General features: G+C 45.5%; 23 protein-coding genes. 20 read left to right on the top strand and 3 right to left on the bottom strand.

The window, feature by feature from the left end; genetic code table 11:
* Nucleotides 1-105: 105 nt before the first annotated feature.
* From CA598_RS25630 to pyk, 6 genes are all read left to right on the top strand, one after another.
* Nucleotides 106-3,744 (top strand): DNA polymerase III subunit alpha, encoded by a 3,639-nt coding sequence (locus CA598_RS25630; protein WP_094878346.1) that lies wholly within the window; start codon nt 106-108, stop codon nt 3,742-3,744.
* A gap of 74 nt (nt 3,745-3,818) precedes the next feature.
* Nucleotides 3,819-4,319, top strand: a complete 501-nt coding sequence (locus CA598_RS25625; RefSeq protein ID WP_042186505.1) for a phosphatidylglycerophosphatase A family protein — start codon at nt 3,819-3,821, stop codon at nt 4,317-4,319.
* Between the two features lie 146 nt (nt 4,320-4,465).
* Nucleotides 4,466-4,654, top strand: a complete 189-nt coding sequence (locus CA598_RS25620) for a hypothetical protein (RefSeq protein ID WP_042125966.1) — start codon at nt 4,466-4,468, stop codon at nt 4,652-4,654.
* Nucleotides 4,655-4,726: 72 nt separating this feature from the next.
* Entirely contained in the window at nt 4,727-5,620 is an 894-nt protein-coding gene (accD, locus tag CA598_RS25615; RefSeq protein ID WP_042186509.1) for an acetyl-CoA carboxylase, carboxyltransferase subunit beta, read from the top strand.
* A gap of 1 nt (nt 5,621) precedes the next feature.
* The gene (locus CA598_RS25610) at nt 5,622-6,623 is read left to right on the top strand and encodes an acetyl-CoA carboxylase carboxyltransferase subunit alpha (RefSeq protein ID WP_094874012.1); all 1,002 of its coding nucleotides are present in this window, start codon (nt 5,622-5,624) and stop codon (nt 6,621-6,623) included.
* Nucleotides 6,624-6,954: 331 nt separating this feature from the next.
* The gene (gene pyk / locus CA598_RS25605; RefSeq protein WP_094874013.1) at nt 6,955-8,373 is read left to right on the top strand and encodes a pyruvate kinase; all 1,419 of its coding nucleotides are present in this window, start codon (nt 6,955-6,957) and stop codon (nt 8,371-8,373) included.
* 212 nt (nt 8,374-8,585) lie between these two features.
* Here the strand turns inward: pyk and CA598_RS25600 are convergent, their stop codons facing one another.
* Nucleotides 8,586-9,281 carry a G1 family glutamic endopeptidase gene (locus CA598_RS25600; RefSeq protein ID WP_256990642.1) on the bottom strand — a complete coding sequence of 232 codons (696 nt, stop codon included), beginning with the start codon at nt 9,279-9,281 and terminating at the stop codon, nt 8,586-8,588.
* A gap of 110 nt (nt 9,282-9,391) precedes the next feature.
* Here CA598_RS25600 and CA598_RS25595 point away from each other — a divergent pair, with 110 nt between their 5' ends.
* Genes CA598_RS25595 through CA598_RS25585 form a run of 3 tightly spaced genes read left to right on the top strand, consistent with a single transcriptional unit; the run spans nt 9,392 to nt 11,534 of the window.
* Nucleotides 9,392-10,573 carry an MFS transporter gene (locus CA598_RS25595; RefSeq protein WP_094878345.1) on the top strand — a complete coding sequence of 394 codons (1,182 nt, stop codon included), beginning with the start codon at nt 9,392-9,394 and terminating at the stop codon, nt 10,571-10,573.
* 38 nt (nt 10,574-10,611) lie between these two features.
* The gene (locus CA598_RS25590; protein WP_094878344.1) at nt 10,612-11,139 is read left to right on the top strand and encodes an acyl-CoA thioesterase; all 528 of its coding nucleotides are present in this window, start codon (nt 10,612-10,614) and stop codon (nt 11,137-11,139) included.
* Nucleotides 11,136-11,534, top strand: coding sequence for an FxsA family protein (locus tag CA598_RS25585; protein ID WP_042186523.1), 399 nt, complete (start codon nt 11,136-11,138; stop codon nt 11,532-11,534). The genes CA598_RS25590 and CA598_RS25585 overlap by 4 nt, the downstream gene beginning before the upstream one ends.
* Before the next feature lie 92 nt (nt 11,535-11,626).
* Here CA598_RS25585 and ytvI read toward each other — a convergent pair whose 3' ends face one another.
* Nucleotides 11,627-12,742, bottom strand: a complete 1,116-nt coding sequence (gene ytvI, locus CA598_RS25580; protein WP_094874016.1) for a sporulation integral membrane protein YtvI — start codon at nt 12,740-12,742, stop codon at nt 11,627-11,629.
* A gap of 395 nt (nt 12,743-13,137) precedes the next feature.
* Here ytvI and CA598_RS25575 point away from each other — a divergent pair, with 395 nt between their 5' ends.
* The 5 genes from CA598_RS25575 (at nt 13,138) to CA598_RS25555 (ending at nt 18,378) form a co-directional block, all read left to right on the top strand.
* Nucleotides 13,138-14,250: a citrate/2-methylcitrate synthase gene (locus CA598_RS25575; RefSeq protein WP_094878343.1), complete on the top strand. Its 1,113-nt coding sequence runs from the start codon at nt 13,138-13,140 to the stop codon at nt 14,248-14,250.
* Between the two features lie 151 nt (nt 14,251-14,401).
* Nucleotides 14,402-15,697 (top strand): NADP-dependent isocitrate dehydrogenase, encoded by a 1,296-nt coding sequence (gene icd / locus CA598_RS25570; RefSeq protein WP_094874018.1) that lies wholly within the window; start codon nt 14,402-14,404, stop codon nt 15,695-15,697.
* A gap of 56 nt (nt 15,698-15,753) precedes the next feature.
* Complete coding sequence (gene mdh / locus CA598_RS25565) at nt 15,754-16,695, top strand: malate dehydrogenase (RefSeq protein WP_094874019.1); 942 nt, start codon at nt 15,754-15,756, stop codon at nt 16,693-16,695.
* Nucleotides 16,696-16,867: 172 nt separating this feature from the next.
* Nucleotides 16,868-17,296: a hypothetical protein gene (locus tag CA598_RS25560; protein ID WP_042125989.1), complete on the top strand. Its 429-nt coding sequence runs from the start codon at nt 16,868-16,870 to the stop codon at nt 17,294-17,296.
* A 212-nt stretch (nt 17,297-17,508) separates the two neighbouring features.
* On the top strand, nt 17,509-18,378 hold the full coding sequence (locus CA598_RS25555; protein WP_094874020.1) for an SDR family oxidoreductase: 870 nt from the start codon (nt 17,509-17,511) through the stop codon (nt 18,376-18,378).
* Between the two features lie 89 nt (nt 18,379-18,467).
* Here the strand turns inward: CA598_RS25555 and yfbR are convergent, their stop codons facing one another.
* Entirely contained in the window at nt 18,468-19,073 is a 606-nt protein-coding gene (gene yfbR, locus CA598_RS25550; protein WP_094874021.1) for a 5'-deoxynucleotidase, read from the bottom strand.
* A gap of 102 nt (nt 19,074-19,175) precedes the next feature.
* On the opposite strand from yfbR, the gene CA598_RS25545 reads away from it, so the two are divergent.
* The 6 genes from CA598_RS25545 to phoU all read left to right on the top strand — a co-directional run bounded on the left by CA598_RS25545 (nt 19,176) and on the right by phoU (nt 25,822).
* A complete protein-coding gene (locus tag CA598_RS25545) occupies nt 19,176-20,738 on the top strand; it encodes a fumarate hydratase (protein WP_094878347.1) in 1,563 nt (520 codons plus the stop codon).
* 194 nt (nt 20,739-20,932) lie between these two features.
* A complete protein-coding gene (locus CA598_RS25540; RefSeq protein ID WP_094874022.1) occupies nt 20,933-21,319 on the top strand; it encodes a VOC family protein in 387 nt (128 codons plus the stop codon).
* A 180-nt stretch (nt 21,320-21,499) separates the two neighbouring features.
* Nucleotides 21,500-23,296 carry a two-component system histidine kinase PnpS gene (gene pnpS, locus CA598_RS25535; RefSeq protein WP_094878342.1) on the top strand — a complete coding sequence of 599 codons (1,797 nt, stop codon included), beginning with the start codon at nt 21,500-21,502 and terminating at the stop codon, nt 23,294-23,296.
* 109 nt (nt 23,297-23,405) lie between these two features.
* Nucleotides 23,406-24,134: a response regulator transcription factor gene (locus tag CA598_RS25530; protein WP_042125998.1), complete on the top strand. Its 729-nt coding sequence runs from the start codon at nt 23,406-23,408 to the stop codon at nt 24,132-24,134.
* Nucleotides 24,135-24,333: 199 nt separating this feature from the next.
* Complete coding sequence (gene pstB / locus CA598_RS25525; protein ID WP_042186541.1) at nt 24,334-25,089, top strand: phosphate ABC transporter ATP-binding protein PstB; 756 nt, start codon at nt 24,334-24,336, stop codon at nt 25,087-25,089.
* Between the two features lie 73 nt (nt 25,090-25,162).
* A complete protein-coding gene (phoU, locus tag CA598_RS25520; RefSeq protein WP_094874024.1) occupies nt 25,163-25,822 on the top strand; it encodes a phosphate signaling complex protein PhoU in 660 nt (219 codons plus the stop codon).
* Nucleotides 25,823-25,968: the final 146 nt, after the last annotated feature.

Genomic DNA, 25,968 nt, shown 5'->3' with positions numbered 1-25,968 from the left:
CAATATTCGATGTCGAGTAAGCTTCTTGGGTTGCTAAGTGATCAAAAGCGGACTTTTTGAACAACTATTTATGTTTGATTTTTGTAGTAGAAAGGAAGTGGGATGATGAGCCCTTTCGTGCATTTGCATGTGCACAGCGAATACAGTTTACTGGACGGGGCGGCGCGCATTACCGATCTCGTGCGCCGGGCCGGCGAATACGGCATGAAGTCGCTGGCGCTTACGGATCATGGAGTGATGTATGGGGCGATCCCCTTTTATAAAGCGTGTAAAGAGAATGGAATCAAGCCGATTATCGGCTGTGAAGCTTATTTAACCGCGGGCTCTCGCCGTGAGCGAGGCAGTCGTAAAGATCAACCGATTTATCACCTGATTCTGCTCGTCAAGAATGAAACCGGCTACAAGAACCTGATGAAGCTGATTTCTATCGGCCATCTGGAAGGTCATCATTATAAACCTCGTATTGATATGGAGGTTCTGGCCGCTCATTCGGAGGGGATCATATGCCTCAGTGCATGTCTAGGCGGCGAAGTACCGCAGCATCTGTTGCATGGAAGAGATGACGAGGCGCGAAAGGCTGCGCTGCGATATAAAGAGATTTTTGGCGAAGACTTCTACCTGGAGCTTCAAGATCACGGAATTTCCGAGCAAAAGCGAGTAAATCCGAAGCTGATCGCACTTGCCAAGGCCTGTGAGATCCCACTTGTAGCTACGAATGACGTTCATTATTTAGCCAAGGAAGATGCTGAGGTACAGGATGTTCTGATCTGTATTGGAACAGGTAAAACGGTGGATGATGAGGAACGGCTCAAGATCGGAACAGATCAGCTGTTTCTAAAAAGTAGTGAACAAATGGCGGTATTGTTTCCGCATGTGCCTGAAGCTATCAGCAATACGCTGGTAATCGCAGAAAAATGTAATTTGGAGCTTACCTTTGGCCAGCATATTCTGCCTGCCTATTCACCAATTCCAGAAGGTAAGGACTCCGCTGCTTATTTGCGGGAGTTGTGCTTTAAAGGGCTTGAAGAACGGTATATAGACACACCGCTTTGGGCATCGCCTGAACAAAGGGAGACCGCTGAAAAGCGTCTTGCCTATGAGCTTGGCGTTATCGAGAGTATGGGTTTTAGCGATTATTTTCTAATTGTGTGGGATTTTATCGCTTATTGTCATCGCCAGGGGATTGCTACCGGGCCGGGCCGGGGTTCTTCGGCGGGGAGTCTTACCGCTTACTCCCTACGAATCACGGATGTAGATCCGCTTAAGTATAACTTGCTCTTTGAACGTTTCTTAAATCCAGAGCGGATCACGATGCCGGATATTGATATCGATTTTAGTGATGAGCGTCGTGATGAGGTTATCGCTTATGTGGTGGAGAAATACGGCAAAGAACATGTGGCGCAGATCATTACGTTCGGAACCATGGCTGCACGGGCTGCGGTTCGTGATGTGGGCAGGGTGCTGAATTTACCTTATAACGAGGTAGACAAAGCTGCGAAGCTCATCCCAGGACAACTAGGAATCAGCCTTGCAAGAGCACTAGAGACTACTCCAGACCTTAAAGCGCTGTATGACAGTAATCCTAAGATCAAAGGCTTGCTGGATATGGCAATGAAAGTGGAAGGTATGCCTCGTCATGCTTCGACACATGCTGCCGGGGTTGTTATTTCCAAGGGACCTCTAACTGATGCTGTGCCCCTTCAAGAGGGCAATGAAAGTACAGCGTTAACTCAATACTCTATGGAGCATTTGGAGAGTGTTGGGCTGCTGAAAATGGATTTTCTGGGACTGCGCACCTTGTCTATTATTGAGCGCTGTATGAATTCGATTAAAGAAATGAGTGGCAGTGTTCCAGATTTTAAAATCATACCAGATCATGATCCGCTCACGTATGAAATGCTAGGTGCTGGTGAGACGACTGGGGTCTTTCAGTTGGAGTCGGCGGGTGTAAGACGTGTGCTTAAGGATTTGAAGCCAAATGGCTTTGAAGATATCGTATCCGTTCTAGCGCTATATCGTCCGGGTCCGATGGAGTTTATCCCGAAATTTATAGCAGGTAAGCACGGTCAAATCGAAGTAGAGTATCCGCATCCTGATTTGAAATCTATATTAGCGGATACCTATGGAATTATTGTGTATCAGGAACAGATCATGCAGATTGCTTCGCTTATGGCTGGATTCTCCCTTGGGGAAGCGGATTTGCTCCGCCGAGCAGTCTCTAAGAAGAAGCGCGAGACGCTGGATAAGGAACGCAGCCATTTTGTACAGGGGAGCTTGCAGCAAGGCTATAACGAAACGGATGCCAATGCCGTCTATGATATGATCGTAAGGTTTGCCGATTACGGCTTCCCCCGAGCGCATGCGGCGGCATATGGCGTGCTGGCTTTTCAGACGGCTTATCTTAAGGCGCATTATCCGGTGCAGTTTATGGCATCTATGCTGACCGCTGTGATGGGTACTCACCGTAAGGTGGCAGAATATGTATTGGACTGCCGCCGCACGGGCATCGGCGTGTTGCCGCCGGATGTGAACGAGAGCGGCGTACTGTTTACCCCTGTTCCAGGAGAGGAAACGGGAACAGGGCATATCCGCTTTGGGCTCGCAGCGATTAAGAACGTCGGCACGCTAGCAGTGGAGAATATTATGTCGGTCCGCAAGGAGCGGCCATTCGACAGCCTGCTCGATTTCTGTCGACGTGTGGATCTGCGGGTCTGCAACAAGCGGGTAGTGGAGTCTTTGCTGCAGGCAGGAGCTTTTGACTGTCTGCCGGGTCATAGGGCCCAGCTGCTGGCTATGTTGGACGAGACCGTTGACGCTGCACTGAAATGGCGCAAAGAGCGAGATGAGCTGCAAATTCAGCTGTTCGACGATTTGGTGGAGACGCCGAACTGGGAAATTCGGTATCCGGATATCCCTAAGTTCACTGTAGGACAGCAGCTGGAGATGGAACGTGAACTACTGGGGCTGTATCTATCAGGTCATCCTCTCGATGATAGCGCTGAGCTGCTGGAGGAGCCGGGTATACAGCGGCTAATGGATCTTGGTGAAGCCGCAGATGAGAGTCAGACGGTTACGGCCGGCATGGTTGTTTCCGTTAAGGAAATTACGACGAAGCAAGGAAAATCGATGGCTTTCATCGAATGGGAAGATCAGATCGAGCGCTGCGAAGTCGTGCTCTTCCCCGAGGTGTGGAAGCGAAGCCGCAGCTTGATTGCCAAGGGCGCGCTGCTGGCCTTGCGCGCCAAGGTGCAGCAGGAGGACGAAGGCTTCAAGCTGCTGGCCGAGGAAGTGGCGCTGCTATCCGCGGAGACTCTCCGCGCCCTGCTGCAGCGCCGTAGTACCGCCGCATCCCGCTCGTATAGCGCGGGACGCTCGGCCTCAGCAGGAGCACCGCCACGCGGCGCAGCTCCTGCTTCGCGGGCCGGCGGGGCTGCTACTGGCCCCGCTGGCAGACCTGCAGGCGCCGCAGCTGCGCCTGCAACACCTGCACCGGCCGCTGCGCCAGCGCCGGGCTCAGGCCAGCGTGTCTTTATCAAGATCACGCCGGCCGCCGAGAATGCTGCGCAGCTGTCGCATCTGAAGGAGCTGCTGCAGAATCATCCAGGCCCAGTAGCGACGATTCTGTTCTACGAACGGGATCAGAAGCTCCTGGCCCTTAGTGATAACTATCGGATTAAGCCTTCAGAAGAGCTAATCGCAGCTATCGAGTCTATGCTCGGGACAGGTACTGTAAGAATAAAATAAGAACAATTCCACCCTTTTCCGCATACATTAGGAAACCACAGGGCGAATCCCTGGGCGGAAAGGGGAATCACATCATGTCCTATCAAATGGCAGTTGATCTGTTGGAACGTAGAGGCGTATCACTTTCTTCCATTGCTGAAATCGTATATATTTTACAATCGGTCTATTACCCCGGTTTATCCAAGGAAGAATGCCTTTCCAGTGTGAAATCTGTATTGGGAAAAAGAGAAGTGCAGTACACGTTAATGACGGGGATCGCACTTGATGAACTGGCCGAGAAGAGACTGCTTCCGCAGCCGCTTCAGGCAGTAATGGAAGCGGATGAATCACTTTATGGAGCGGACGAGACTCTAGCCCTTGGCATCACAGGGGTATATGGGATGATCGGACTTACAGGATTTGGGTACTTGGACAAAATAAAGCTTGGAATCATTGGTGAATTGAACGATGATAAGGGGAGGATTCACGTGTTCCTGGATGACTTAGTAGCGGGTATCGCTGCAGCTGCTTCTGCTAGAATCGCTCATCGGCAGGAAGGGGCAAAAGTATATCCTCTAGTCACGGACACGGAATAAATGACCCGATTCATTTCGATTGAACGAGTTCCTCAGTCTTGCTTCCTTTGCCCTACGCCTGTTGCGGGAAAAAAGAAAACTGTGTTATCATAATTCCATTATACGGGATACGGCTGGGAATTAAGATTGGGGAGGCCTTGCAAGGCATGTGGACGGTAATATATATCGCGCCGACCGCCAAAGTGGCGGATATGATTAAGAGTAAGCTGACTGAAGAAGGTTTTTTAGTAAAATGCCGTCCAATCAATATGTCCAAGCAGCAGTTTGAGATATTGGTTCCTTCGGGTGAACTGGAGGAAGTACAGGAAGTCCTTAATCTTATTCTGCATCCCTGAATTTCTATCAAGAGAAAAGTCATGACAGCGGCAAGCTGCATAACGCAAATAAACGGCTGAAGAGGTGCGGGTGTGTTCAAAGATTTATTTCAGAAGAAACGGAAGTACGCGACTATTCCTTCAGAACGTCTGGAGCGAAGCGGCGTGCCTGCAGAAGGCGAACGCCCCAAACGGGAAATTCCAGAAGGATTAATGAGTAAATGTAATAAATGCGGAACGATCCAGTATAGCAAGGAATTGGAAAAGAATCTTAAAGTATGTCCTACTTGTGGTCATCATTTGCGCTTGAACGCCGTTGAGCGTATTGCTATGACGTTAGACCCAGAGGGCTTTATCGAGTTTGATAGTGAAATGTATTCTATAGATCCGCTGAAATTCCCGGGTTATGCCTCTAAACTGGAGCAACAGCAACTGAAATCGGGACAAACTGATGCGGTGATTACGGGGCAGGGATCTATTGGCGGACATCCAGTGATTGTAGCTGTGATGAATTTCGAATTTTTCTCCGGCAGTATGGGATCTGTAGTCGGTGAGAAGATTACCCGGGCGATTGAAGAAGCCACGGAGAAGCAGCTTCCACTCCTTATTTTCTCTACTTCTGGTGGAGCAAGAATGCAGGAGAGTATTCTAAGTCTTATGCAAATGGCGAAGACAAGTGCAGCGCTTGCTCGTTTCAACGAAGTGGGCGGCCTTTATATTTCTATAATTACGGATCCAACAACTGGCGGAGTATCTGCGAGTTTTGCCAGTCTGGGCGATATTATTATTGCTGAGCCTGGGGCGGTATTCGGTTTCGCAGGACGTATAGTCATTGAACAGACGATTCGCCAGAAGCTTCCGGATGATTTCCAGACGGCTGAATTTAATCTGCAGCATGGCTTGATTGATATGGTTGTGCATCGTAAAGAAATGCGCGCCACACTGACCAAAATTTTGGAATTGCATGATGTGAAAGGGGGATTTTAGGTTGGCAGGAGAGTTGCCTTTTGAAATGCCTCTGGTTGAAATGCGCAAGAAAATTGCCGAGCTAAAGCAGTTCGGCGAAGAGAAGAGTATTGATTTTACGGATGAGGTAGCAAGACTGGAAGAACGGTACCGTGTGCTTGAGGAGGAAGTTTATTCTAATATCTCCCCTTCACAAAAAATGCATCTTGCCAGACATCAGGGACGTCCGACTTCTCTTGATCTTATGGGGCAGATCTTCACAGATTTTATTGAGCTTCACGGGGATCGAATGTTTGGGGATGATCTTGCTATTGTAGGCGGTATCGCCAAGCTTAACGGCGTCCCGGTTACGGTCATTGGCCAGCAGCGCGGTAAGGATACGAAAGAGAATATTTTACGCTTTTTCGGCAGTGCACACCCTGAGGGCTTCCGTAAGTCACTGCGTTTGATGCAGCAAGCGGACAAGTTCAATCGTCCCATTATAACCTTCGTGGATACGAAAGGTGCATATCCAGGCAATACAGCTGAGGAAAGAGGACAATCTGAAGCAATTGCCCGTAATTTACGCGAGATGTCTCAGTTTGGTGTCCCTGTAATCTGTGTGGTTATTGGTGAAGGCGGAAGTGGTGGCGCACTAGCACTGGCAGTTGGTAATAGAGTGCTTATGCTGGAGCATGCCATTTATTCGGTGATATCCCCTAACGGTGCGGCATCGATTCTATGGAAGGATGCTTCGAAGGCTGATCAAGCTGCGGAGGCCATGAAGATAACGGCATCTGATCTGCTTGAAATGGAAGTCATTGAAGAGATTGTTCCTGAGCCAAAAGGCGGCGCTCATCGTGATTACGAAGCTACGGCAGCTGCGATTAAGGATGCGTTATGGCGTCACTTGCAGGAGCTAATTCCTCTGGATAGAGCGGAATTGAAAGAAGATCGTTATCGTAAATTCCGTAAAATAGGTGAGTTTGCTGAAGTCCAGCAGGAGCAGATTTTCCTTGAAGAAGAAGTGGAAACTGAAGTGTAAAAAGAGTGTTTCCATTTGCACTTTAAGACATATAACCATACTTAGTGGACCATATTCAATTTCGTGTAAATTATAGATTTTATTGGAATTAAAATAATCTCGACGTAATTTCGGGATTATTTTAATTTTTTTTGTGCATACAGATAATTCGAGCTCAAATTACTCTAAAAGAGCCTACAACATTGATTTTGTGTCTAAGTTGCAGTAATATTCATAAGGGCGTAGTTAAAGGCACATGTGACAAAGTTCCTATTTAATTAGTTAGCCTTGTAGTAGATTTTGTAGTTGGAAAAAGTGAGACAGAGAGAACGAAAAAACGGAGGAAAACCTAATGCGGAAAAGTAAAATTGTATGTACGATCGGACCTGCGAGTGAATCGTTGGAGAATATCAAAAAATTGATTTTGGCTGGAATGAATGTGGCCCGTTTGAATTTCTCCCACGGCGATTTTGAAGAGCATGGTGCTCGGATTAAAACGATCCGTCAAGCATCTAAGGAACTGAACAAAACTGTAGCTATCCTGCTCGATACAAAAGGACCGGAGATTCGCACAGGCAAGTTGGAAGTAGAACCGATTGAACTAGTTCAGGACGAGTACCTGACACTAACTACGGAAGAAATCCTTGGCACCCAAGAACGTATTTCCATCACGTACAGCGAGCTTCCTAATGATGTTCAAGTAGGCTCCACCATCCTTATTGATGACGGTCTGATTGGTTTGACAGTTGTCGACATTCAAGGAACTGAAATCAAGACCCGTATTGTAAACGGTGGTACGATCAAGAGCAAGAAGGGCGTTAACGTACCAGGAGTAAACATCTCCTTGCCGGGTATTACGGAAAAAGACACCAACGATATTCTTTTTGGTATCGAACAGGACATCGATTTTATCGCCGCTTCCTTCGTTCGCAAAGCTAGCGACGTTCAGGAAATTCGTGAGCTGCTTTCGAAAAACAACGCTTCTCACATTCAAATCATTTCCAAAATCGAAAACCAACAAGGTGTTGACAACCTTGATGAAATTTTAGAAGCTTCCGATGGCCTGATGGTTGCTCGTGGTGACCTTGGTGTTGAAATTCCAGCTGAAGATGTACCTTTGGCTCAAAAATTGATGATTCAAAAATGTAACGTTGCTGGCAAACCAGTAATCACAGCTACACAAATGCTGGATTCGATGCAACGTAACCCACGTCCTACTCGTGCTGAAGCAAGTGACGTAGCAAACGCTATTTTCGACGGAACAGATGCAATCATGCTTTCCGGAGAAACTGCTGCTGGTAAATATCCAGTAGAATCCGTTCTTACAATGTCCCGTATTGCTGAGAAAGCGGAGTCCGCTTTGGATCATCATGAAATTTTCTCGAAACAACAAACTGCACAAGAAACTACAGTTACAGAAGCTATTAGCCAATCCGTTGCTATTTCCGCTTTGGATTTGAACGCTAAGGCTATTCTTTCTTCGACTGTTACAGGTCATACTGCACGCGTTGTTTCCAAATACCGTCCTAAAGCACCAATCATTGCTGTTACAACACAAGAAAGAACTATGCGTCAATTGTCCCTCGTTTGGGGCGTAACGCCAGTATTCGGTAAAGTAGCTACTTCCACAGATGAATTGCTTGAAACAGCAATCCAAGGTGGTAAGGATTCCGGTCTGGTTCAAGCTGGCGACCTAGTTGTGATTACTGCAGGAATTCCACTTGGACGTTCCGGTTCCACTAACTTGGTAAAAGTAAGCACAATCGAGTAGTACTCGACAGTGCTTTGCCTGATTCATAGTTTTTACTTAGCTAAGCCAAAACGCGGTTGGCGTCCCTAAAGGACGGTAAGCGTTTATGTGAGAAATATAAGGATAATGTATAGTGTGAAACTTATATTTCTTTAAATAAAAGAGCTGTCTCAGATGTAGTGAAAATCTACAAATGAGGCAGCTCTTTTTTTGTACTTAATCCATTTATGCTGTTAGTATATACGTTTGACGCTAAAAGAGTCCCCTCGAGGGCTTGGACTGGAAGGAACCGCAACGGTGGTGTTATTCTGGACCATGATCCCTCCATTTGAAAGAGTTAACCTAGGTCGTTTTCCATTGATTCGGCAGCAGTTGAAATAGGTAGTACCAACGCGGGCCAGCTTTGCGATGGAACCATCGACCTCGGGAGCCTCCATAATCCATTCGCCGGAGGTCTGTGGACCAGTATATCGCTGAAGCGTTCGGAAGGTCCAATTTCGGCTTAAATTCCGGAGTGTGATAGACCACTTCGTATGGCTTATTTTTGTGATAGTACCTTTCATATGATCTCCAGGGTATACTGGAAAAGGGATTACGGTCTCAGCGTCAGGTAGTATTTCCCACCAGGCGTAATAACGGGCATTCCCATTTACGAATTCATGACCTGTTCCCGTCTGGATAAGGCTGCTGTTCTTGAAGCCGTCGATGCCAATCCATGCGGAGGAATAGGTAGATTTGTGGGTTGGTTTTATATATGGGACGATCCATTCACCAGAAATGCGATTGAATGCCCCTTTTCTACCAGTAACAGTGTAACCACTCCAATTCTTAGAAGACCAGCCAAAGGCAGAGCTTTGTTTATTGCTCGCATTAGATTTGTCTGTTAGACAAGGATGATTTACCATGAGAGAATTATATTTTGTGCTCAACTTGTCCACCGCCTTTTATAGTACTGCTATATTAAATGCGATGATTACATATGAAGTACGGGTGTTCTGTTAAAATATAAAAATATAAAGCTGGAGGACTCATAGTATAAATGGAAAAATTATCGAAGCTGCGCGGCTTTTATCTGTTTTTAGGATTGGCCGGCGGTTCATTTGGCTCTTATCTTTCGCTGCTGCTGGTCCATAATGGACTTAATAGTGGACAGATAGGTATACTAATGGCAACAGGCACACTAGTTGCAATCACCATTCAGCCGATGTGGGGGATTATCTCTGATCGGTATAATCAGACGCGTTTAGTACTAATCCTAAGTGTGGCGGTTCCAGCTTTATTAGCTGTCTTTTACCGTTCCGAATATTTTATAGTGCTTCTAATGGTCTATACCGCTTCAACGATCTTCTCCTCTACACAGGCTCCTATAGCTGATTCTTACGCGATCTCGGCGGCGAATAGAGCTGGAGCCACTTACGGTAGCATCCGGCTTATGATGAGCATTGGAGCGGCTCTGGGAGCTTATGCAGGAGGGGTATACGTTTCTACCTTCTCTGTATCCACGATATGGCTGCCTTTTCTCTTTTTTAATCTGATTGCAGTCCTTATTGCGTTTACATTGCCGAAGCAGGCGGAAGAGAATCATATGATGAGGCAATCGTTTACTCAGGGGGTAAGACAACTGCTGGGGAATCGGGTTTTCCTTGCGTTTTTGGGTGGGAGCTTTCTTGTGAACCAGACGATGGCTGCTTTTGGTACATACTTTGTAATCGCTTTTCAATCAGTTGGTGGGTCTACGCGTTATGCAGGGATTGCGCTCTTTCTCGCATCGGTGACGAATGTGCCTTCCATGCTGTTTGCTTCTAAGGTGATTAAGAGGTTGGGTCGGGAGCGGACCTTGCTCCTTGGGGCTCTTATTTATGTTTTGCGGTGGGGTATTCAGGTTGCTTTTCCTTATCCATCTGTAATGATCGGAGTGCAAGTGCTGCATGGTCTTTCATTTGGGTTCTTTTATATTGCTGCAGTCGAATATGTATCTCAGATCACGTCTAACGAGATGCAGGCTACTGGCCAAAGTGTATTTAATATGGTGTTTGCAGGTTTTTCTGGCATTGTCGGTAATTTACTGAATGGATTCTTGCTCAATCAAGGCGGTGTAGAAGTAATGAATCTGTCTTGTATGTTGAGCTCTATCGCAGGAGCAATGCTGCTGTTCTATGTTGCCAGAAGCTCTCGGCGCAAATTATCGACGACGCTATCTTCAGGCGGGGTCCAGGCTTAAACGCTCCCCTGCTGCTATGCTGAAAGGAGTATTAATAGATGGAATTAGAAAGAGCTGGATTGCCCAGCCGATGGTATAAGTCGACCCTGCGTGTTCGCTATCAGGAAAGTGATCAGATGGGTGTCGTATATCATGCGAATTATTTGAACTGGTTTGAGTCTGGTCGTACGGAGATGTTTCGTCAGGTTGGTTTTACTTATCGCGAACTTGAGAAACAAGGCGTCTTACTTCCTGTCACCTCAGCAGATTTGCAATTTAAAAGTCCGGCACGATATGATGATCTTATCTCCGTGTATGCGCGAATGACTACCTTCTCAGCGTTGCGAGTCGTATTTGAGTATCAAGTGCGGAGGCTCTCGGAAGAAGAAGGTAGAAATTCAGAAGGTTTATTGGCTACTCTAGGGGAGTTGCGGTCGATGGATCCACCTGGGGAACTGCTGGTTACCGGCACGACAAGTCATGTTTGGGTGAACCAGGAATGGAGGCCTGCTAGGCTGGATAGAGCCCTTCCAGAGCTCTTTCACGCAATAAAAGAGGCGCTGCGGGAAGAAGGGGGTTCAGTATGATTAGAAGCAAATGGTTATGGGCTGGACTATTTATTATTCCTGCTGTGGAATTATTCGGTTTTATCTACGTAGCAGATCAACTTGGAGCATTTAAAACGTTGCTGCTTATGCTGACCACTTCAGTAATCGGTCTACTAATGATGCGATTTGAAGGTAAAAAAGTGCTGCAGGACAGCAGAACACATATGCAGGAGGGCCGCGTTCCTGGACGGACGATGCTGGATGGTTTATGTATTTTTTTCGGAGGATTGCTACTGATATTGCCAGGGTTCGTAACCGATATTGTCGGTTTTACGCTAGTATTTCCATTGACCCGGCCTTTGTACCGTATATTTTTGCTGAAGTGGATTGAGAAGAAGATGAAGAATGGCACCTTCACCTTTTACCGTCGTTAGTAATCTTTTTTACAACAATAAACAGAGCGGACCCCTGTCATTGCTGAAGGGCCCGCTCTGTTTGCTATTTTACGAATCGATGCTTTCGGTTCCTATCTTAATCTGCCGCTAACAATGTAGCTGTGTAAAGCTCGGAATACGCCAGCTCGGTTAAAGGCAACAAGGACTACAAGGATAACGGGTCCGATGATCAGCCCTAGCATACCGAACAACTGCAGACCGGCGAACATGCCAATCAACATGGCAAGGGGATCAAGTCCAATGCTGCTAGCGAGCACTTTCGGCTCAAGTACCTGCCGGGTAATAAGAATAACAGCGTAGAGTATGGATAGTCCTATCCCTAGCGCTAGATTGTCCGTCATATAAGAATATAGCGCCCAAGGCAGCATCACAATTCCCACACCGAGATAAGGCAGTAGATCCACAAAGCCAATCATTAAGCCGATAGCGAATGCAGACTTCACACCCAGCAGCAGCAGCCCGATGACTACAATGATCGCTGTGATGGAGATCAGGATTACCTGGGCGCGAAGATAACCGAAGAGCGCTCTGCGTAAATCTTTCCAGATACCTGACACAGGCTTTAGGAATGCTGTCGGCAGCCAGCCTGTAAGTTTATCATTATGACGCTCCCAACTCGTACTAATGAAAAAGGCAGCGAGGACAACCACTATAAGAATTGTACCCATACTAGGAAGTGCGGAGATCAGTTTCAATATTATATTAAAGAATCCCGTGACCACTTGCGTGACTGCATAACCTACAGTTTCCGTTGTTCTGCTGATATTGCTGTCAATCGTAGCATGATAGTCAGGATTGTCTTGGTAAAATTGATTAATCTGGTTGATGATATTCTGAATGCTTGCATTCTGGCTTAAGGACATCAGAAGTTCCTTCCATTGGTCGGTGTGGAGATTAAAGGTTTGCAGCAAGACGATTAATTCTTTTACGAGTCTTGTAATCATTGCGGTTAAGACTAGTGTGATTCCGCCTATGTAAAATAGGAGCGCGAGTGATACCGCAAGCCAGCTTGGTAATTTAAAGCCTTTAAGAATAAGCACTAATGGATGCATGATATATGCGAGCAGCCAAGCAAGCAACAAGGGGTATAACAGCGGAAGTAATAAATAGATTGCGAGCAGGAGGATGGAAGTTGCCAGAACGACCCACAGGCCGCGCAGCAGTCTTTTTAATACCAAACGATCCATACCGAGACCACACCTTCTTCATTCCTGCACAGGCAGGGGAATAAGAGCTCGTCTTCATATATATTCATAGGATCGATTTAAAGACTAGAATGCGGGATAAATATTAGATTGGGCCGGCAACTATAAACTGAAATGGAATCATTGAATCAGGGGGTTAGAAGTTTTTTTCTATCTCTCTGATAAAATCATTTGATGCGCTGCAAAGCTTCCACATTGTTCACATAACCGACAAAATCCAGTATGATAAATAAAGATAAAAAGTAAGTTGGTCATACAGCATTCCTGACGGAGATGTTCTTACACGCACTTATTAGATTTTTTAATGCTTTTAATTGGAAATGTTTTCATGGAACTAAGATTGTTTTTATACCTTGTTGGCAAAGGAGAGATATGCTATGACAGCTACCAAAGGCTTGGAAGGTATCGTTGCAACAACTTCATCCATTAGCTCCATTGTGGATGGTGTACTCACTTACCGCGGTTATGATATTGATGAACTTGCAGAACATGCTACCTTCGAAGAAACAGCTTATTTGTTATGGTTCGGCAGTCTGCCGACGGTGCCAGAGCTGGAAGCGCTCAAGCGGGATCTTAGTGCCTTCGCACAGATTCCTGAACAGGTAATCGAGCAAATGAAGCTCTATCCAAAAGACGCCAACACCATGGCAGCATTGCGGTCGGCTGTATCAAGCCTTGCTCTCTATGATGAAGCGGCGGACGATATGAGCAGAGAAGCGAACGAGATTAAGGCGGTAAAACTGCAGGCACAACTCCCGACAATTGTGGCGGCACTGTCGCGTATTCGCAAAGGGCTCGAACCAGTGGCTCCGAAAGAAGGCGTTTCTATTGCTGAGAACTTCCTGTATATGCTGTGGGGAAAAGATCCGGACAGCGTATCTGTCAAAGCACTTGATACCGCACTTGTTCTTCATGCGGACCATGAGCTGAATGCTTCAACTTTTGCTGGCCGGGTTACAGTTGCGACATTATCCGATATTTATTCTGGGGTTACCTCCGCTATTGGTGCGCTCAAAGGCCCGCTTCACGGTGGGGCAAATGAAGCTGTTATGAAGATGCTAGAAGAGATCGGAAGTTTGGAAGCGGTTGAACCGTTTATCCGTAAGAAACTGGATAACCGTGAGAAGATCATGGGCTTCGGTCATCGTGTGTATAAGAATGGTGATCCACGTGCAAAGCATTTGATGAAAATGTCGCTGGAGCTTGGCACGATGAAAAATGACACCACCCTGTACGACATGTCCGTAAATATTGAACAATTGATTACCGGGCAAAAGGGATTAAGACCTAATGTTGATTTCTATTCGGCTTCTGTCTATACACAGCTTGGCATAGATCGTGAACTGTTCACTCCTATTTTTGCAATTAGCCGGACTTCAGGTTGGACTGCACATATTCTGGAGCAATATACTGATAACCGCATTATTCGTCCACGTGCAGAATACACGGGTATGGTCGAACAGAAATACGTTCCAGTAGATGAAAGATAGCAGAGCAGCCTTGCAGGCTGCTCCTAAAGTTTAGTAGAATGAACCCTAGCCATAGTATTTTAAATTTATATTTTTAATTTTGACGAGAGTTTTGTTCGATGCTTGTCAATGCTATTTAAATCCCACAAAACTTTAGGAGGAATACACTCAAATGTTGAAACTAGAAAAATTCGATCTACCTACAGAAGGCGAACAAATCACGATTAAAGAAGGAAAACTACAAGTTCCTAATCATCCAATCATTCCTTTTATCGAGGGTGACGGCACAGGCCGTGATATTTGGAAAGCTTCCAAGCGCGTACTTGATGCAGCAGTATCTAAAGCTTATGGTGGCACTAAGCAAATCGCTTGGTACGAAGTATTTGCTGGCGAAAAAGCTTTCAATACATATGGTGAATGGCTGCCAAATGATACGCTCGAAGCTATCCGCGAATATTTTGTGGCGATCAAGGGCCCACTTACTACTCCAATCGGAGGCGGTATTCGTTCATTAAATGTAGCTTTGCGTCAAGAATTGGATTTGTACGTATGTCTGCGTCCAGTTCGTTATTTCCAAGGTGTACCTTCTCCTGTTAAACGTCCTGAGCTGGTGGATATGGTTATTTTCCGTGAGAATACAGAGGATATCTATGCAGGGATTGAATATCAAGAAGGCTCTGCTGAAGTGAAGAAAGTCATCGAATTCCTGCAAAAAGAGATGGGAGTTAACAAAATCCGCTTCCCTGAAACTTCTGGTATTGGTATTAAACCGGTATCCTCCGAAGGTTCAAAACGTTTGGTGCGAGCTGCCATTGAATATGCGATCAAGCACGGACGTAAGAGCGTAACACTTGTTCACAAAGGAAATATCATGAAGTTCACTGAAGGTGCCTTCAAAAACTGGGGTTATGAAGTAGCTGAGCAAGAGTTCGGAGATAAGGTCTTCACTTGGAGTCAATATGATGTGATTAAGGAACGTGACGGTGAGGCTGCCGCTAATGCTGCTCAGAAGGATGCTGAAGCTGCTGGCAAGATCATTATCAAGGATGCAATTGCGGATATCGCGCTGCAACAAGTTCTGACTCGTCCAACTGATTTCGATGTTATTGCTACGTTGAACCTGAACGGGGATTACCTGTCCGACGCACTGGCTGCACAAATCGGCGGCATCGGCATCGCTCCTGGAGCGAATATTAATTACATTACTGGTCACGCCATCTTTGAAGCTACCCATGGTACAGCTCCTAAATATGCAGACAAAGACGTTGTGAATCCTGGTTCTGTTATTCTGTCCGGCGTAATGCTCTTGGAGCACTTGGGCTGGCAGGAAGCAGCGGACCTGATTTATAAAGGTATGGAAACTGCTATTAACAATAAGACCGTGACTTATGACTTTGCCCGTCTGATGGAAGGTGCAACTGAGCTGAAATGCTCCGCATTTGCAGACGAAATTATTAACCACCTATAGGTTAGATTTGCCAGATAACATTAGCCTTACCTTAATCATTTCTAGGAGGCGAATCTGTGGCGATCAAGCGTTATAAAATTACAGTGGTAGGTGCCGGTTTTACCGGCGCTACTACAGCTCTTATGTTAGCTCAAAAGGAACTTGGTGACGTTGTGCTGCTAGATATCCCACAAATGGAGAACCCAACCAAGGGAAAGGCGCTTGACATGCAAGAAGCTGGTCCTGTGCAGAGATTCGACAGTCATATTATAGGGACCTCAAGTTATGAAGACGCTGTAGATTCTGATATTGTAATTATCACTGCAGGGATTGCCCGTAAACCTGGGATGAGCCGCGACGATCTTGTGAATATCAATGCAGGGATTGTGAAGTCCGTATGCGAGAACGTAAGGCAAGTAGCTCCTGAATCTATCGTAATCATTTTGAGTAACCCGGTAGATGCGATGACTTATGCTGCGTTTGAAGCGTTAGGCTTTCCGAAGAATCGAGTAATCGGACAATCCGGCGTGCTGGATACAGCCCGTTACTGCACTTTTATTGCGCAAGAACTGAACGTATCCGTTGAAGATGTACGTGGTTTCGTAATCGGCGGACACGGCAATGATATGGTACCGCTCGTTCGTTATTCTAGTGTCGGAGGCATTCCAATTGATACATTGATTTCTGCGGATCGTATCGAGGAGATTGTGAAGCGTACACGTGTGGGTGGCGGGGAAATCGTTGACCTTTTAGGAAATGGTAGTGCGTATTATGCTCCTGCTGCCTCTTTAGTTCAAATGACAGAAGCGATCTTGAAGGATAAGAAACGGATCATTCCGGTTATTGCCTTGCTTGAAGGCGAATATGGTTATGACAATCTATTTCTGGGTGTTCCAGCTCTTCTAGGTGCGAATGGGATTGAGAAGGTTTTTGAACTGGAGCTTACGGCTGAGGAGAAAGTGGCTTTGGATAAGTCCGCGGAGTCCGTACGTAGCGTAACTGCAATATTATCTGTGTAGATTGTGTCAGAAGAAAGGGAGGGTCCCGAACGCCGTGAAAAGGCTTAAGGGCGCTCTCTTTTTTTATATCAACAACTTCAAAAAATGGACACCTAAGTTGCTTTTCTTATTCTAATATTATGGGTATAATTATATGTAACTATTATCACAGTTAAATTGGAGGAGATATGATATGGATTGGAATGTTTTGTTTTTCTTACATATGATCGGGACACTGGCGCTAGGATTTTACCTTGTACTGCCTTTCATCATCGGTCGTGCTGAGAAATTGTCGCCTGCAGCAAAAGAAGGTACATTAAGTGCAGTTACTGGATTTAACCGCTTTGCACAGTACGGTTTGGTGATTCAACTGCTTACAGGTGGTTACATGATGACCAAGGGTGATTATTCTGTAGCCTGGATGATTATTATTGTTGTCCTGCTGCTAGCTATGTTTGCACTTGGTGGTATTATGAGCAAGCCTCTGCGTCTTGCTGCTGCTGGGATTCGTGAGAACCGTGACGTCAAAGCAGAAACAGGCAAATTGCGTACACTTAGTGCGCTGCTGTCCGTGTCATTGCTGCTTATGGTATTCTTCATGGTATTTAACGATATTATTTAATCTGTACGACTATGAGCCCGCTTCCGTAAAGGAGAGCGGGTTTTTTGTGTTCAAAAAACTTCGGATTGTTTGATTCTATCTGTATTGTGGTAAGTAACTTTCCATACGGCAATTTGAAAAAAATGATAAAGCCAGCGTATAAACATATACGCTTGAGCCATCCTAAGACAATCAGTTAACTATCAATTGCTTCACGAGAGGAGCTAGGGATTATGTCAGACAACAAGCAATCTACAAAAACCTTACCCCCGCAAGAACAACATCATCAACCAGGGATTGAGAGCGAAATGAAGCCGTTGCCGAAATATGAGCCGGCTAATTATAAGGCGGCAGGTAAGTTGCAGGGCAAGGCGGCACTTATTACTGGAGGAGACAGCGGGATCGGACGGGCAGTAGCTGTTCTTTTTGCAAAAGAAGGCGCTGATGTAGTTATTTCATATCTGAATGAACACTCTGATGCAGAGGAAACGAAACGTCAGGTGGAGCAGGAAGGTCGCAAATGCATTCTGATTCCTGGAGATATTGGTGTGGAATCCTTCTGTAAAGATCTCATTAAACAAACGGTAGAGGGCCTCGGGAAACTGGATATTCTCATCAATAACGCGGCGGAGCAACATCCACAAGCTAAAATCGAGGATATTACGTCCGAGCAGCTAGAGCGTACATTTCGTACGAATATATTTGCAATGTTTTATTTGACCAAAGCGGCTATGCCTCATCTAAAAGCAGGATCTGCTATCATTAATACGACTTCTATTACCGCTTATCGTGGTAGTCCACAATTACTGGACTATTCGTCAACGAAAGGAGCCATTCTGAGCTTCACGCGTTCCTTATCTACGAATTTGGCAGAGAAGGGCATTCGGGTAAATGGCGTTGCTCCGGGGCCAATTTGGACACCGCTTATTCCATCTACTTTTGATGCACAGCAGGTTAGTGAGTTCGGCGGTACACAGCCTATGAAGCGACCGGGACAACCGGAGGAGCTGGCTCCAGCTTATGTGTATCTAGCCTCCGACGATTCGAGTTATGTGACCGGACAGGTTATCCATGTGAATGGTGGCGAGGTCGTAAACGGGTAGATGCTCAGCCAACCAAACCTAGATTCTTATACAGAAAGCTCTAATTCAGGGTTAGCCGAATTAGAGCTTTTTGTATTGATCTTGGGATTTTAGTTTCCGTTAGAGAGTTCATCCAGAGACATTTCAAAGCTTGGAGCCATATGAGTTAGGAAATAATCCACTTCCTCTAAGCCAAGCCCGCGCAGCTTTGCTACCGTCTGCTCCTTCGCCGCTGCGAATTCGCGGTTGCCCGCAGCAACCTCCCAGACACATTTTAGGTAAGCATCCAATCGATCGGCAGCCTTAACGTAGCTGTGGAGCAGAACGTCCTCTGAATCTGGAGAGCTGTCTTCCGGCTGCATGAGCTGCGTGTAAATACCCTGAAGCTCGGGAGGAATCATACCGGTCAAGCGTTCCGCAGCAATTCTTTCCATTTCGCGGAAGCTGGTAAGTAGCCGAGGATTATTGTATTTCACTGGTGTGGCAATGTCACCCGTGAACACTTCGCTGGCATCATGGAACAGGGCCATAGTTGCTGCTCTTTCGGCGTTTAATGAACGTCCATAATGAATATTGCCAATAGAACAGAGCATATGTGTGAGCAGAGCTACATGAAAAGAATGCTCAGCAACGTTCTCAGGTGCGGTGCTGCGCATTAGGCTCCAGCGCTGAATATATTGAAGCCGGTATAAATAGGCGGAAAAATGGTAGTTCAATTTTAAAGTAACCCCTTTCATGAGCTGCTAGGTATGATATTATTATACTAATTGTATCAGACTTTTGATAATCTGGATCTGCTGAGAGGAGCTTGAATGAATATGCAGCATTTTGAAGACAGCATTTATAATCTAATTGTTGAAACGTCCACGAACTTGCCGGGTGATGTACGCCGGGCGGTCGCCAAGGGTCGCGCACTAGAGGACAGAGCTACCCGGTCAGGTCTTGCGTTAACTACGATTGCTCAAAATATCGGAATGGCTGAGCAGCAAGTATCACCGATCTGTCAGGATACGGGAATGCCTACATTTATTATTCACACACCTGTGGGAGTCAATCAGATTGAGATGAAAAAAGATATTCATAACGCCATTGTACGGGCAACTAAGAATGGCAAGCTTCGTCCAAATTCTGTAGATTCACTGACAGGTGAGAACAGCGGAGATAATTTGGGAGCAGGTACACCGGTCATTCATTTTGAACAATGGGAAGAGGAAAAAATAGATGTCAGACTGATTCTGAAGGGTGGCGGCTGCGAGAATAAGAATATTCAATACAGCCTTCCAGCAGAATTAGAAGGATTGGGCAAGGCAGGCCGTGATCTGGACGGAATTCGTAAATGTATTTTACATGCTGTTTATCAGGCACAAGGGCAAGGATGTAGCGCTGGTTTTATTGGTGTTGGTATCGGCGGTGACCGAACAACTGGCTATGAGCTGGCTAAGAAGCAGTTGTTCCGCAAAGTGGAGGATGTTAATCCAATAGAGGATCTCAACAAGCTGGAAGACTACATCATGGAAAACGCCAATAAGCTGGGTATTGGAACGATGGGCTTTGGTGGGGAAGTTTCGCTGCTTGGTTGTAAGATCGGCGTTATGAATCGTTTACCAGCCAGCTTTTTCGTATCTGTTGCCTACAACTGCTGGGCTTTCCGACGCCAAGGCGTGCTGGTTGACCCGTCAACGGGCAATATAGAGGACTGGCTGTACGAGAGTGGTACAGGGATTTCGGTTGATGATGGACGGGACCAGGCGTCGGAAACGGAGGTGGCAGATGCAAGTGAAGATAATGCAGCTACTGGATCTCGCGAAGTCCGCCTGACTACACCGATTAGTGAAGAAGATATTCGTAGTTTACGAGTTGGGGATGTAGTAATTTTATCCGGCGAAATGCATACGGGCCGCGATGCACTTCATAAATATCTAATGGATCATGAGGCTCCGGTGGATTTGAACGGTGCAGTTATCTATCACTGTGGTCCTGTAATGATGAAGGACGAGGAAGGCTGGCATGTTAAAGCAGCGGGTCCGACTACTAGTATCCGTGAAGAGCCCTATCAAGGCGATATTATCAAAAAATTTGGAATTCGTGCCGTCATCGGAAAAGGTGGAATGGGTCCAAAAACGTTAAAAGCTCTTCAGGAGCACGGGGGCGTATATCTCAATGCAATTGGCGGCGCCGCACAGTATTATGCGGAATGCATCAAGAAGGTAAATGCTGTTGATTTTATGGAATTTGGCATTCCTGAAGCAATGTGGCATTTGGATGTGGATGGTTTTGCTGCTATTGTAACGATGGATGCCCATGGCAACAGTCTGCACGCAGATGTAGAGAAAGATTCCGCAGCAAAATTAACTCAGTTTAAAGAACCTGTATTTAAATAAGTCAGGTACAGTCCGGTGAATTAGTCATAAAGTGGGGACATCCGCTGCTATGGCTTTTTCTCCGGTTTTATCAAAAATATAAGAATTTATATGTTCCGCGCTATAATTTATCCTTATATTCCTCGTGTAATCACTTAGTGTCCATATGATAGTGACGTCGAAGGTGTTTATGCTTGTCTAAAGGAGGTTTACGAATGGTACCACATTATATTAGAAATGGTCTTCTTAACGTTACTCCGTATTTCATTGTGGCTGATGCAGATCAATTGATTGATTTTGTTGTGAACTGCTTTGATGCAAGAATTAATGATATGCTGCGGAATGATGAAGGCAAGATTAGACATGCAGAACTTAGAATAGGAGATTCGATTATTGAGGTTTCCGAAGCGAATGAGAAATATTCACCCGTACAGCTCGCTATTCATCTATACGTAAGAAATGTGGATGAGACCTTTCGTAAGTGCTTGGATGCCGGGGCATCCATCATTGAAGAACCATTGGATAAGCCTTATGGGGAAAGAGGAGCGGGGATTAGAGATACTCAGGGCAATCAGTGGTTTCTTGCAACCTGTATAGAATGAAATCATAATATTTTACAAAAGTAATACAAAGTAACAGTCCAGAGATAATCAACTTGGGCTGTTATTTTTATATAATCTATTATAGTAGGGATTTATGTCACGAAAATAGTTGCACTGGTTTTTTGATGAAAATGAAGTTAGGATAAAAGATACAATGAAAAAGGGAGAGGCACACTTCAGATGAAACCGTTTCGCGCTCGTCTTACGTTTATACTTATGGCCTTAATCGGTATTTCCATGATTGGCACTGGATTTACGATGGCTCATCTGTTTAAGAGCTCCCATATAGCTGCTCTCGAAGAGAACATGTCCCGGGAAATAAATCTACTCGCAGGCACATTGGAATTTGTAGATATGAACGCCACCAATGCCATTCCGTATTACACGGAGCAGGCAGAGCATGTCGCCGAGCTTCTGGATTCCCGGATTACTTTTATCAGTAAGTCAGGTAAAGTTTTAGGGGATTCAGAGAAAAATCCTCTGGAGATGGACAATCACGCTAATCGTGAAGAGGAGATTGTTGCGGCTAAAGAGGGGACTGGCCGAGCCATTCGTTACAGCGAAACTTTAGATCGCGAGATGTTATATGTAGCAGAGCGAGTGACTTCAAATCAAGGTTTTGATGGTTACATTCGGGTCTCGATGGGACTGGATGCAGTAGCGGAAGGACTGAACCGTGCTTGGATGATTATGGCTGGGGGGTTAGTTATTTTGTTCCTGGCAGCAACTATTGTCAGCTACAAAGTGGCATCTAGTATGACTTCACCGCTTGAACAAATCACGAGAGTTGCGCGGCGTATTACAGATCTTGATTATGATGCAAGAGTCCATTTGAAGCGTAAAGATGAGGTCGGGCAACTGGCAACAGCGATAAATGCCATGGCTGACAGTCTTCAAGCTCAGCTTAAGACCATTCGTGATAATGAGGATTTGCTGCAAAGCGTACTGGACAATATGACTGGCGGCATTATAATGATCAATGCGGACGAAGAAATTGCCCTGCTGAACCGAGCCTCAGAGCGGATGCTGGATGTTAGCAACAGTGAAATGGCGGGTCATTCGTACAAGGAGCTAAAGCGTCATTATGAGTTAACGCGGCTGCTTGAAGAAGGGGTATCGAATAAAGAACCGCTCCATGAAGAACGAAGTATTTACAATCCGAGAGAGCGGATTGTACGCATGGACGCAGTGCCTATGATCCAGGATGGGACGTATAGAGGCATGCTCTTCCTGCTGCAGGAAGTAACAGAGATTCGTCGCCTGGAGCGGATGCGAAGTGAATTTGTCGCTAACGTATCCCATGAATTGAAGACGCCGGTTGCCGCTGTTAAAGGATTTGCTGAGACCTTGCTGGGTGGTGGGGTTAAGGATGAGAAGACCGCCCGTTCCTTCTTGCAAATTATTTATGATGAGAACGAACGCTTAAATCGCTTGATTGGAGATATTCTTGAATTATCTAAAATCGAATCTAAACGTGTGCAACTCGATTGCTCTCCTGTTCACATCATTGAATTCTTTGATTCCGTGCTGGGAACCATTAGCAAAGTGGCTGAGAAGAAAAGTATTAGTCTTAACGTAGAGGTTCCTGAGGAGCTGTTCATTGAGGCCGATGAAGATAAACTACGTCAAATTTTTATGAATTTGCTCTCCAATGCGATTAATTACACGCATGAAGGGGGTAGCGTAAAAGTCTATGTTAAGAATATACTGAAGCCAGATGGTTCTGAGAATGTCCAATTTACCGTTACCGATACAGGGATGGGAATTCCCAAAAAGGATCTGCCGCGTATTTTTGAACGTTTTTATCGAGTGGATAAGGCAAGATCCAGAAGCTCCGGTGGAACGGGGCTGGGACTGTCTATTGTGAAGCACTTGATTGATTTGCACCATGGTGTGATTTCGGTTAAAAGTGATCTGGGGATCGGAAGTTCATTTATTATTGAGTTGCCGCTCTTGCAGGAAGAAAAGGTGGATTAGATTTTTGTGAATTCACCTCATCGATTTTACACCGAGTTAACATTGTGGTGATATGATTGTTTTGTTGTTGTTTTGTAAAAATCAAACTAAATGGAAGACGGGGGAACCTATGGCTCAACGATTGCTTGTCATTGAAGACGAACCGACACTGGCCCGGCTGCTGTCCTATAACTTAACGCAGGAAGGTTACGAGGTAACAGTAGAGGATCATGGTACGGCAGGATATGATCGTGCGACGAGGGAACCTTTTGACTTGATCGTATTAGATCTGATGTTGCCAGGTATGAATGGCATAGACATCCTTGATAAATTGCGTGGACAAGGTATCCGTACACCTATTATTGTGTTGACCGCCAAAAATGCGGAAGAAGATGTAGTTAGAGGGCTGAAATCAGGAGCTGATGATTATATAACCAAACCATTCGGCGTCTCTGAACTGCTCGCTAGAGTAAGTGCTGTACTTCGGAGGATTTCTGGACTTGCTGAGGAAGCACCGACAGAAACACCTATCTCTGCTTCTACCATTATTTTAGGTCAATTAGAGATTTACCCTGAGAGATATGAAGTCTCCCTCGGTGGTCATAGTATTAATTTGCGGCCAAAAGAGTTCGAAGTGCTATTATATTTGGCTCGTAAGCCAGGAGTTGTGTTGACGAGAGATGATCTCATGAATGCTGTATGGGGCTTTGATTATATTGGCGGGCAGCGTACGGTGGACGTGCATGTGAGTTCACTTCGTAAAAAGCTTGAGCTGGATCCAGAATCCGTTCATATCGATTCGATTCGAGGCGTAGGCTATAAATTAGTGGTTAATAAAAAAAGAGCTCCGGTCATTTAGAGTGACTGGAGTTCTATTTTTTCTATACTTTTCATAAATAAGAAATGCTCGGAGTACTAGTTGGCTTCTGGGGAAATACTGTGATGTGGACCCATTCATCTCACTGATTTTACATTGCGTTAACATTTCTCTCCAACTGTATTTACACTAAAAGCTTATCATGGAGATCGAAGATGATGAGAAGGAGACGTAAACACTAATGAAATCCATCATTGACATAGAGAATCTTGATCTCTACTATGAGTCGTTCCACGCACTGAAGAATGTGAATCTGCAAATCCCGGAGAAACAGGTTACCGCTTTTATTGGACCTTCCGGTTGTGGGAAATCCACGTTGCTTCGCACATTGAATCGTATGAATGATATGATTCCTGGCACACGTATAGAAGGAACTGTAAACATCGGTGGCAAAAATATTTATAGTGATGAGGTAGAGGTGGAAAGCCTGCGTAAGCAGGTCGGTATGGTGTTTCAACAGCCGAATCCTTTTCCTAAGTCGATTTACGACAATGTAGCTTACGGTCCCCGTTTACACGGCATCCGTTCCAAAAGTGAACTGGATGAGATCGTAGAAAAAAGCTTGCGTCACTCCGCCCTATGGGAGGAAGTGAAAGATTTTCTGAAGAAATCTGCCCTTAGCTTGTCTGGTGGACAGCAGCAGCGGCTTTGTATTGCTAGAGCGTTAGCGGTACAGCCTGATATTCTCCTAATGGATGAGGCAACCTCTGCCCTCGACCCTGTATCCACTCTCAAGATAGAAGAGCTTGTTCAGGAACTAAGAAGTGAGTATACCATTGTTATGGTAACTCATAACATGCATCAGGCCGCACGTGTATCCGGTCGAACCGTGTTTTTCTTAAATGGTGTAATTGTAGAGGCGGCGGACACAGAGGTGCTTTTCTCGAACCCTAAAGATTCCCGCACTGAAGATTATATTTCCGGACGTTTCGGCTGATCAGATTTAAAAGGGTGTTCGTCCCTGGAAATGGCAAGCTGACCATACGTTAATGAGGAGGATCGCTCTTATTATGATTCGCAGAAAAGAATTTGATAAAGACTTGGAAGAACTGCGCAGTCTGCTGCAGCAGATGGGTGAGCATGTTAAGGATGCTCTTGAAGGCGCAATTAAGGCATTACAAAATCTAGATACAACGCTCGCACAAGAAGTTGTTGAAGCGGATCTACAGTTGAATGCCATGGAAGATAAAATCATGGAAATTGGCTCACGCTTAATTATTACTCAGCAGCCTGTAGCTAAGGATTTGCGCCGCATTATCGTTGCCTTTAAAATATCAAGCGATTTGGAACGTATGGGTGATCTGGCGCTTGATGTAGCAAAAGCGACCATGCGTCTTCAAGGACAAACGCTGATTAAGCCGCTTGTTGACATTCCTCGCATGGCTGAAATCGTGACGATTATGATCGATGAGGCCATTCAATCTTACCTGGATGAGAATACTGATCTGGCTTATAAAATGGCTCAGGATGATGATCAGGTCGATCAATTGTATGGTGCGATGATCAATGAGTTGTATTCTTATATGGTAACAAAGCCGGAAACCGTATCCCAAGCTATGTTATTGACGCTGGTAGGCCGTTATATCGAACGGATTGGCGATCACGCCACTAACATTGGCGAAAGCGTAGTTTACCTGGTTACCGGTAGCCGTCCAGATTTGAATGAATAGCTTTGATTCAAAAGATGTTTGGTAATTGTCGTAACTGCGGAGAATGTTTGGACTTTCGGCCGCTGTTGTCCCCAGATTTATTTTATTTTAACCACCTTCAGTGGTATAAATCCGGAGAGCCTATGCTTCCGAAGCGAGCTTTCCTA

Source organism: Paenibacillus sp. VTT E-133291, assembly GCF_002264395.1.
In the GTDB taxonomy this organism is placed as follows: Bacteria; Bacillota; Bacilli; order Paenibacillales; family Paenibacillaceae; genus Paenibacillus_AQ; species Paenibacillus_AQ nitricinens.
This window is presented reverse-complemented; position numbering and strand designations above follow the sequence as displayed.

Bases quoted from the DNA above. Each gene is read 5' to 3' on its own strand.
- CA598_RS25630 (WP_094878346.1), top strand. From the start codon at position 106: ATGAGCCCTTTCGTGCATTTGCATGTGCACAGCGAATACAGTTTACTG.
- CA598_RS25555 (WP_094874020.1), top strand. From the start codon at position 17,509: ATGTCAGACAACAAGCAATCTACAAAAACCTTACCCCCGCAAGAACAA.
- pyk (WP_094874013.1), top strand. From the start codon at position 6,955: ATGCGGAAAAGTAAAATTGTATGTACGATCGGACCTGCGAGTGAATCG.
- CA598_RS25590 (WP_094878344.1), top strand. From the start codon at position 10,612: ATGGAATTAGAAAGAGCTGGATTGCCCAGCCGATGGTATAAGTCGACC.
- CA598_RS25560 (WP_042125989.1), top strand. From the start codon at position 16,868: ATGGATTGGAATGTTTTGTTTTTCTTACATATGATCGGGACACTGGCG.
- icd (WP_094874018.1), top strand. From the start codon at position 14,402: ATGTTGAAACTAGAAAAATTCGATCTACCTACAGAAGGCGAACAAATC.
- pstB (WP_042186541.1), top strand. From the start codon at position 24,334: ATGAAATCCATCATTGACATAGAGAATCTTGATCTCTACTATGAGTCG.
- CA598_RS25620 (WP_042125966.1), top strand. From the start codon at position 4,466: ATGTGGACGGTAATATATATCGCGCCGACCGCCAAAGTGGCGGATATG.
- CA598_RS25625 (WP_042186505.1), top strand. From the start codon at position 3,819: ATGTCCTATCAAATGGCAGTTGATCTGTTGGAACGTAGAGGCGTATCA.
- CA598_RS25585 (WP_042186523.1), top strand. From the start codon at position 11,136: ATGATTAGAAGCAAATGGTTATGGGCTGGACTATTTATTATTCCTGCT.
- CA598_RS25530 (WP_042125998.1), top strand. From the start codon at position 23,406: ATGGCTCAACGATTGCTTGTCATTGAAGACGAACCGACACTGGCCCGG.
- CA598_RS25545 (WP_094878347.1), top strand. From the start codon at position 19,176: ATGCAGCATTTTGAAGACAGCATTTATAATCTAATTGTTGAAACGTCC.
- CA598_RS25595 (WP_094878345.1), top strand. From the start codon at position 9,392: ATGGAAAAATTATCGAAGCTGCGCGGCTTTTATCTGTTTTTAGGATTG.
- CA598_RS25540 (WP_094874022.1), top strand. From the start codon at position 20,933: ATGGTACCACATTATATTAGAAATGGTCTTCTTAACGTTACTCCGTAT.
- CA598_RS25575 (WP_094878343.1), top strand. From the start codon at position 13,138: ATGACAGCTACCAAAGGCTTGGAAGGTATCGTTGCAACAACTTCATCC.
- ytvI (WP_094874016.1), bottom strand. From the start codon at position 12,742: ATGGATCGTTTGGTATTAAAAAGACTGCTGCGCGGCCTGTGGGTCGTT.
- phoU (WP_094874024.1), top strand. From the start codon at position 25,163: ATGATTCGCAGAAAAGAATTTGATAAAGACTTGGAAGAACTGCGCAGT.
- pnpS (WP_094878342.1), top strand. From the start codon at position 21,500: ATGAAACCGTTTCGCGCTCGTCTTACGTTTATACTTATGGCCTTAATC.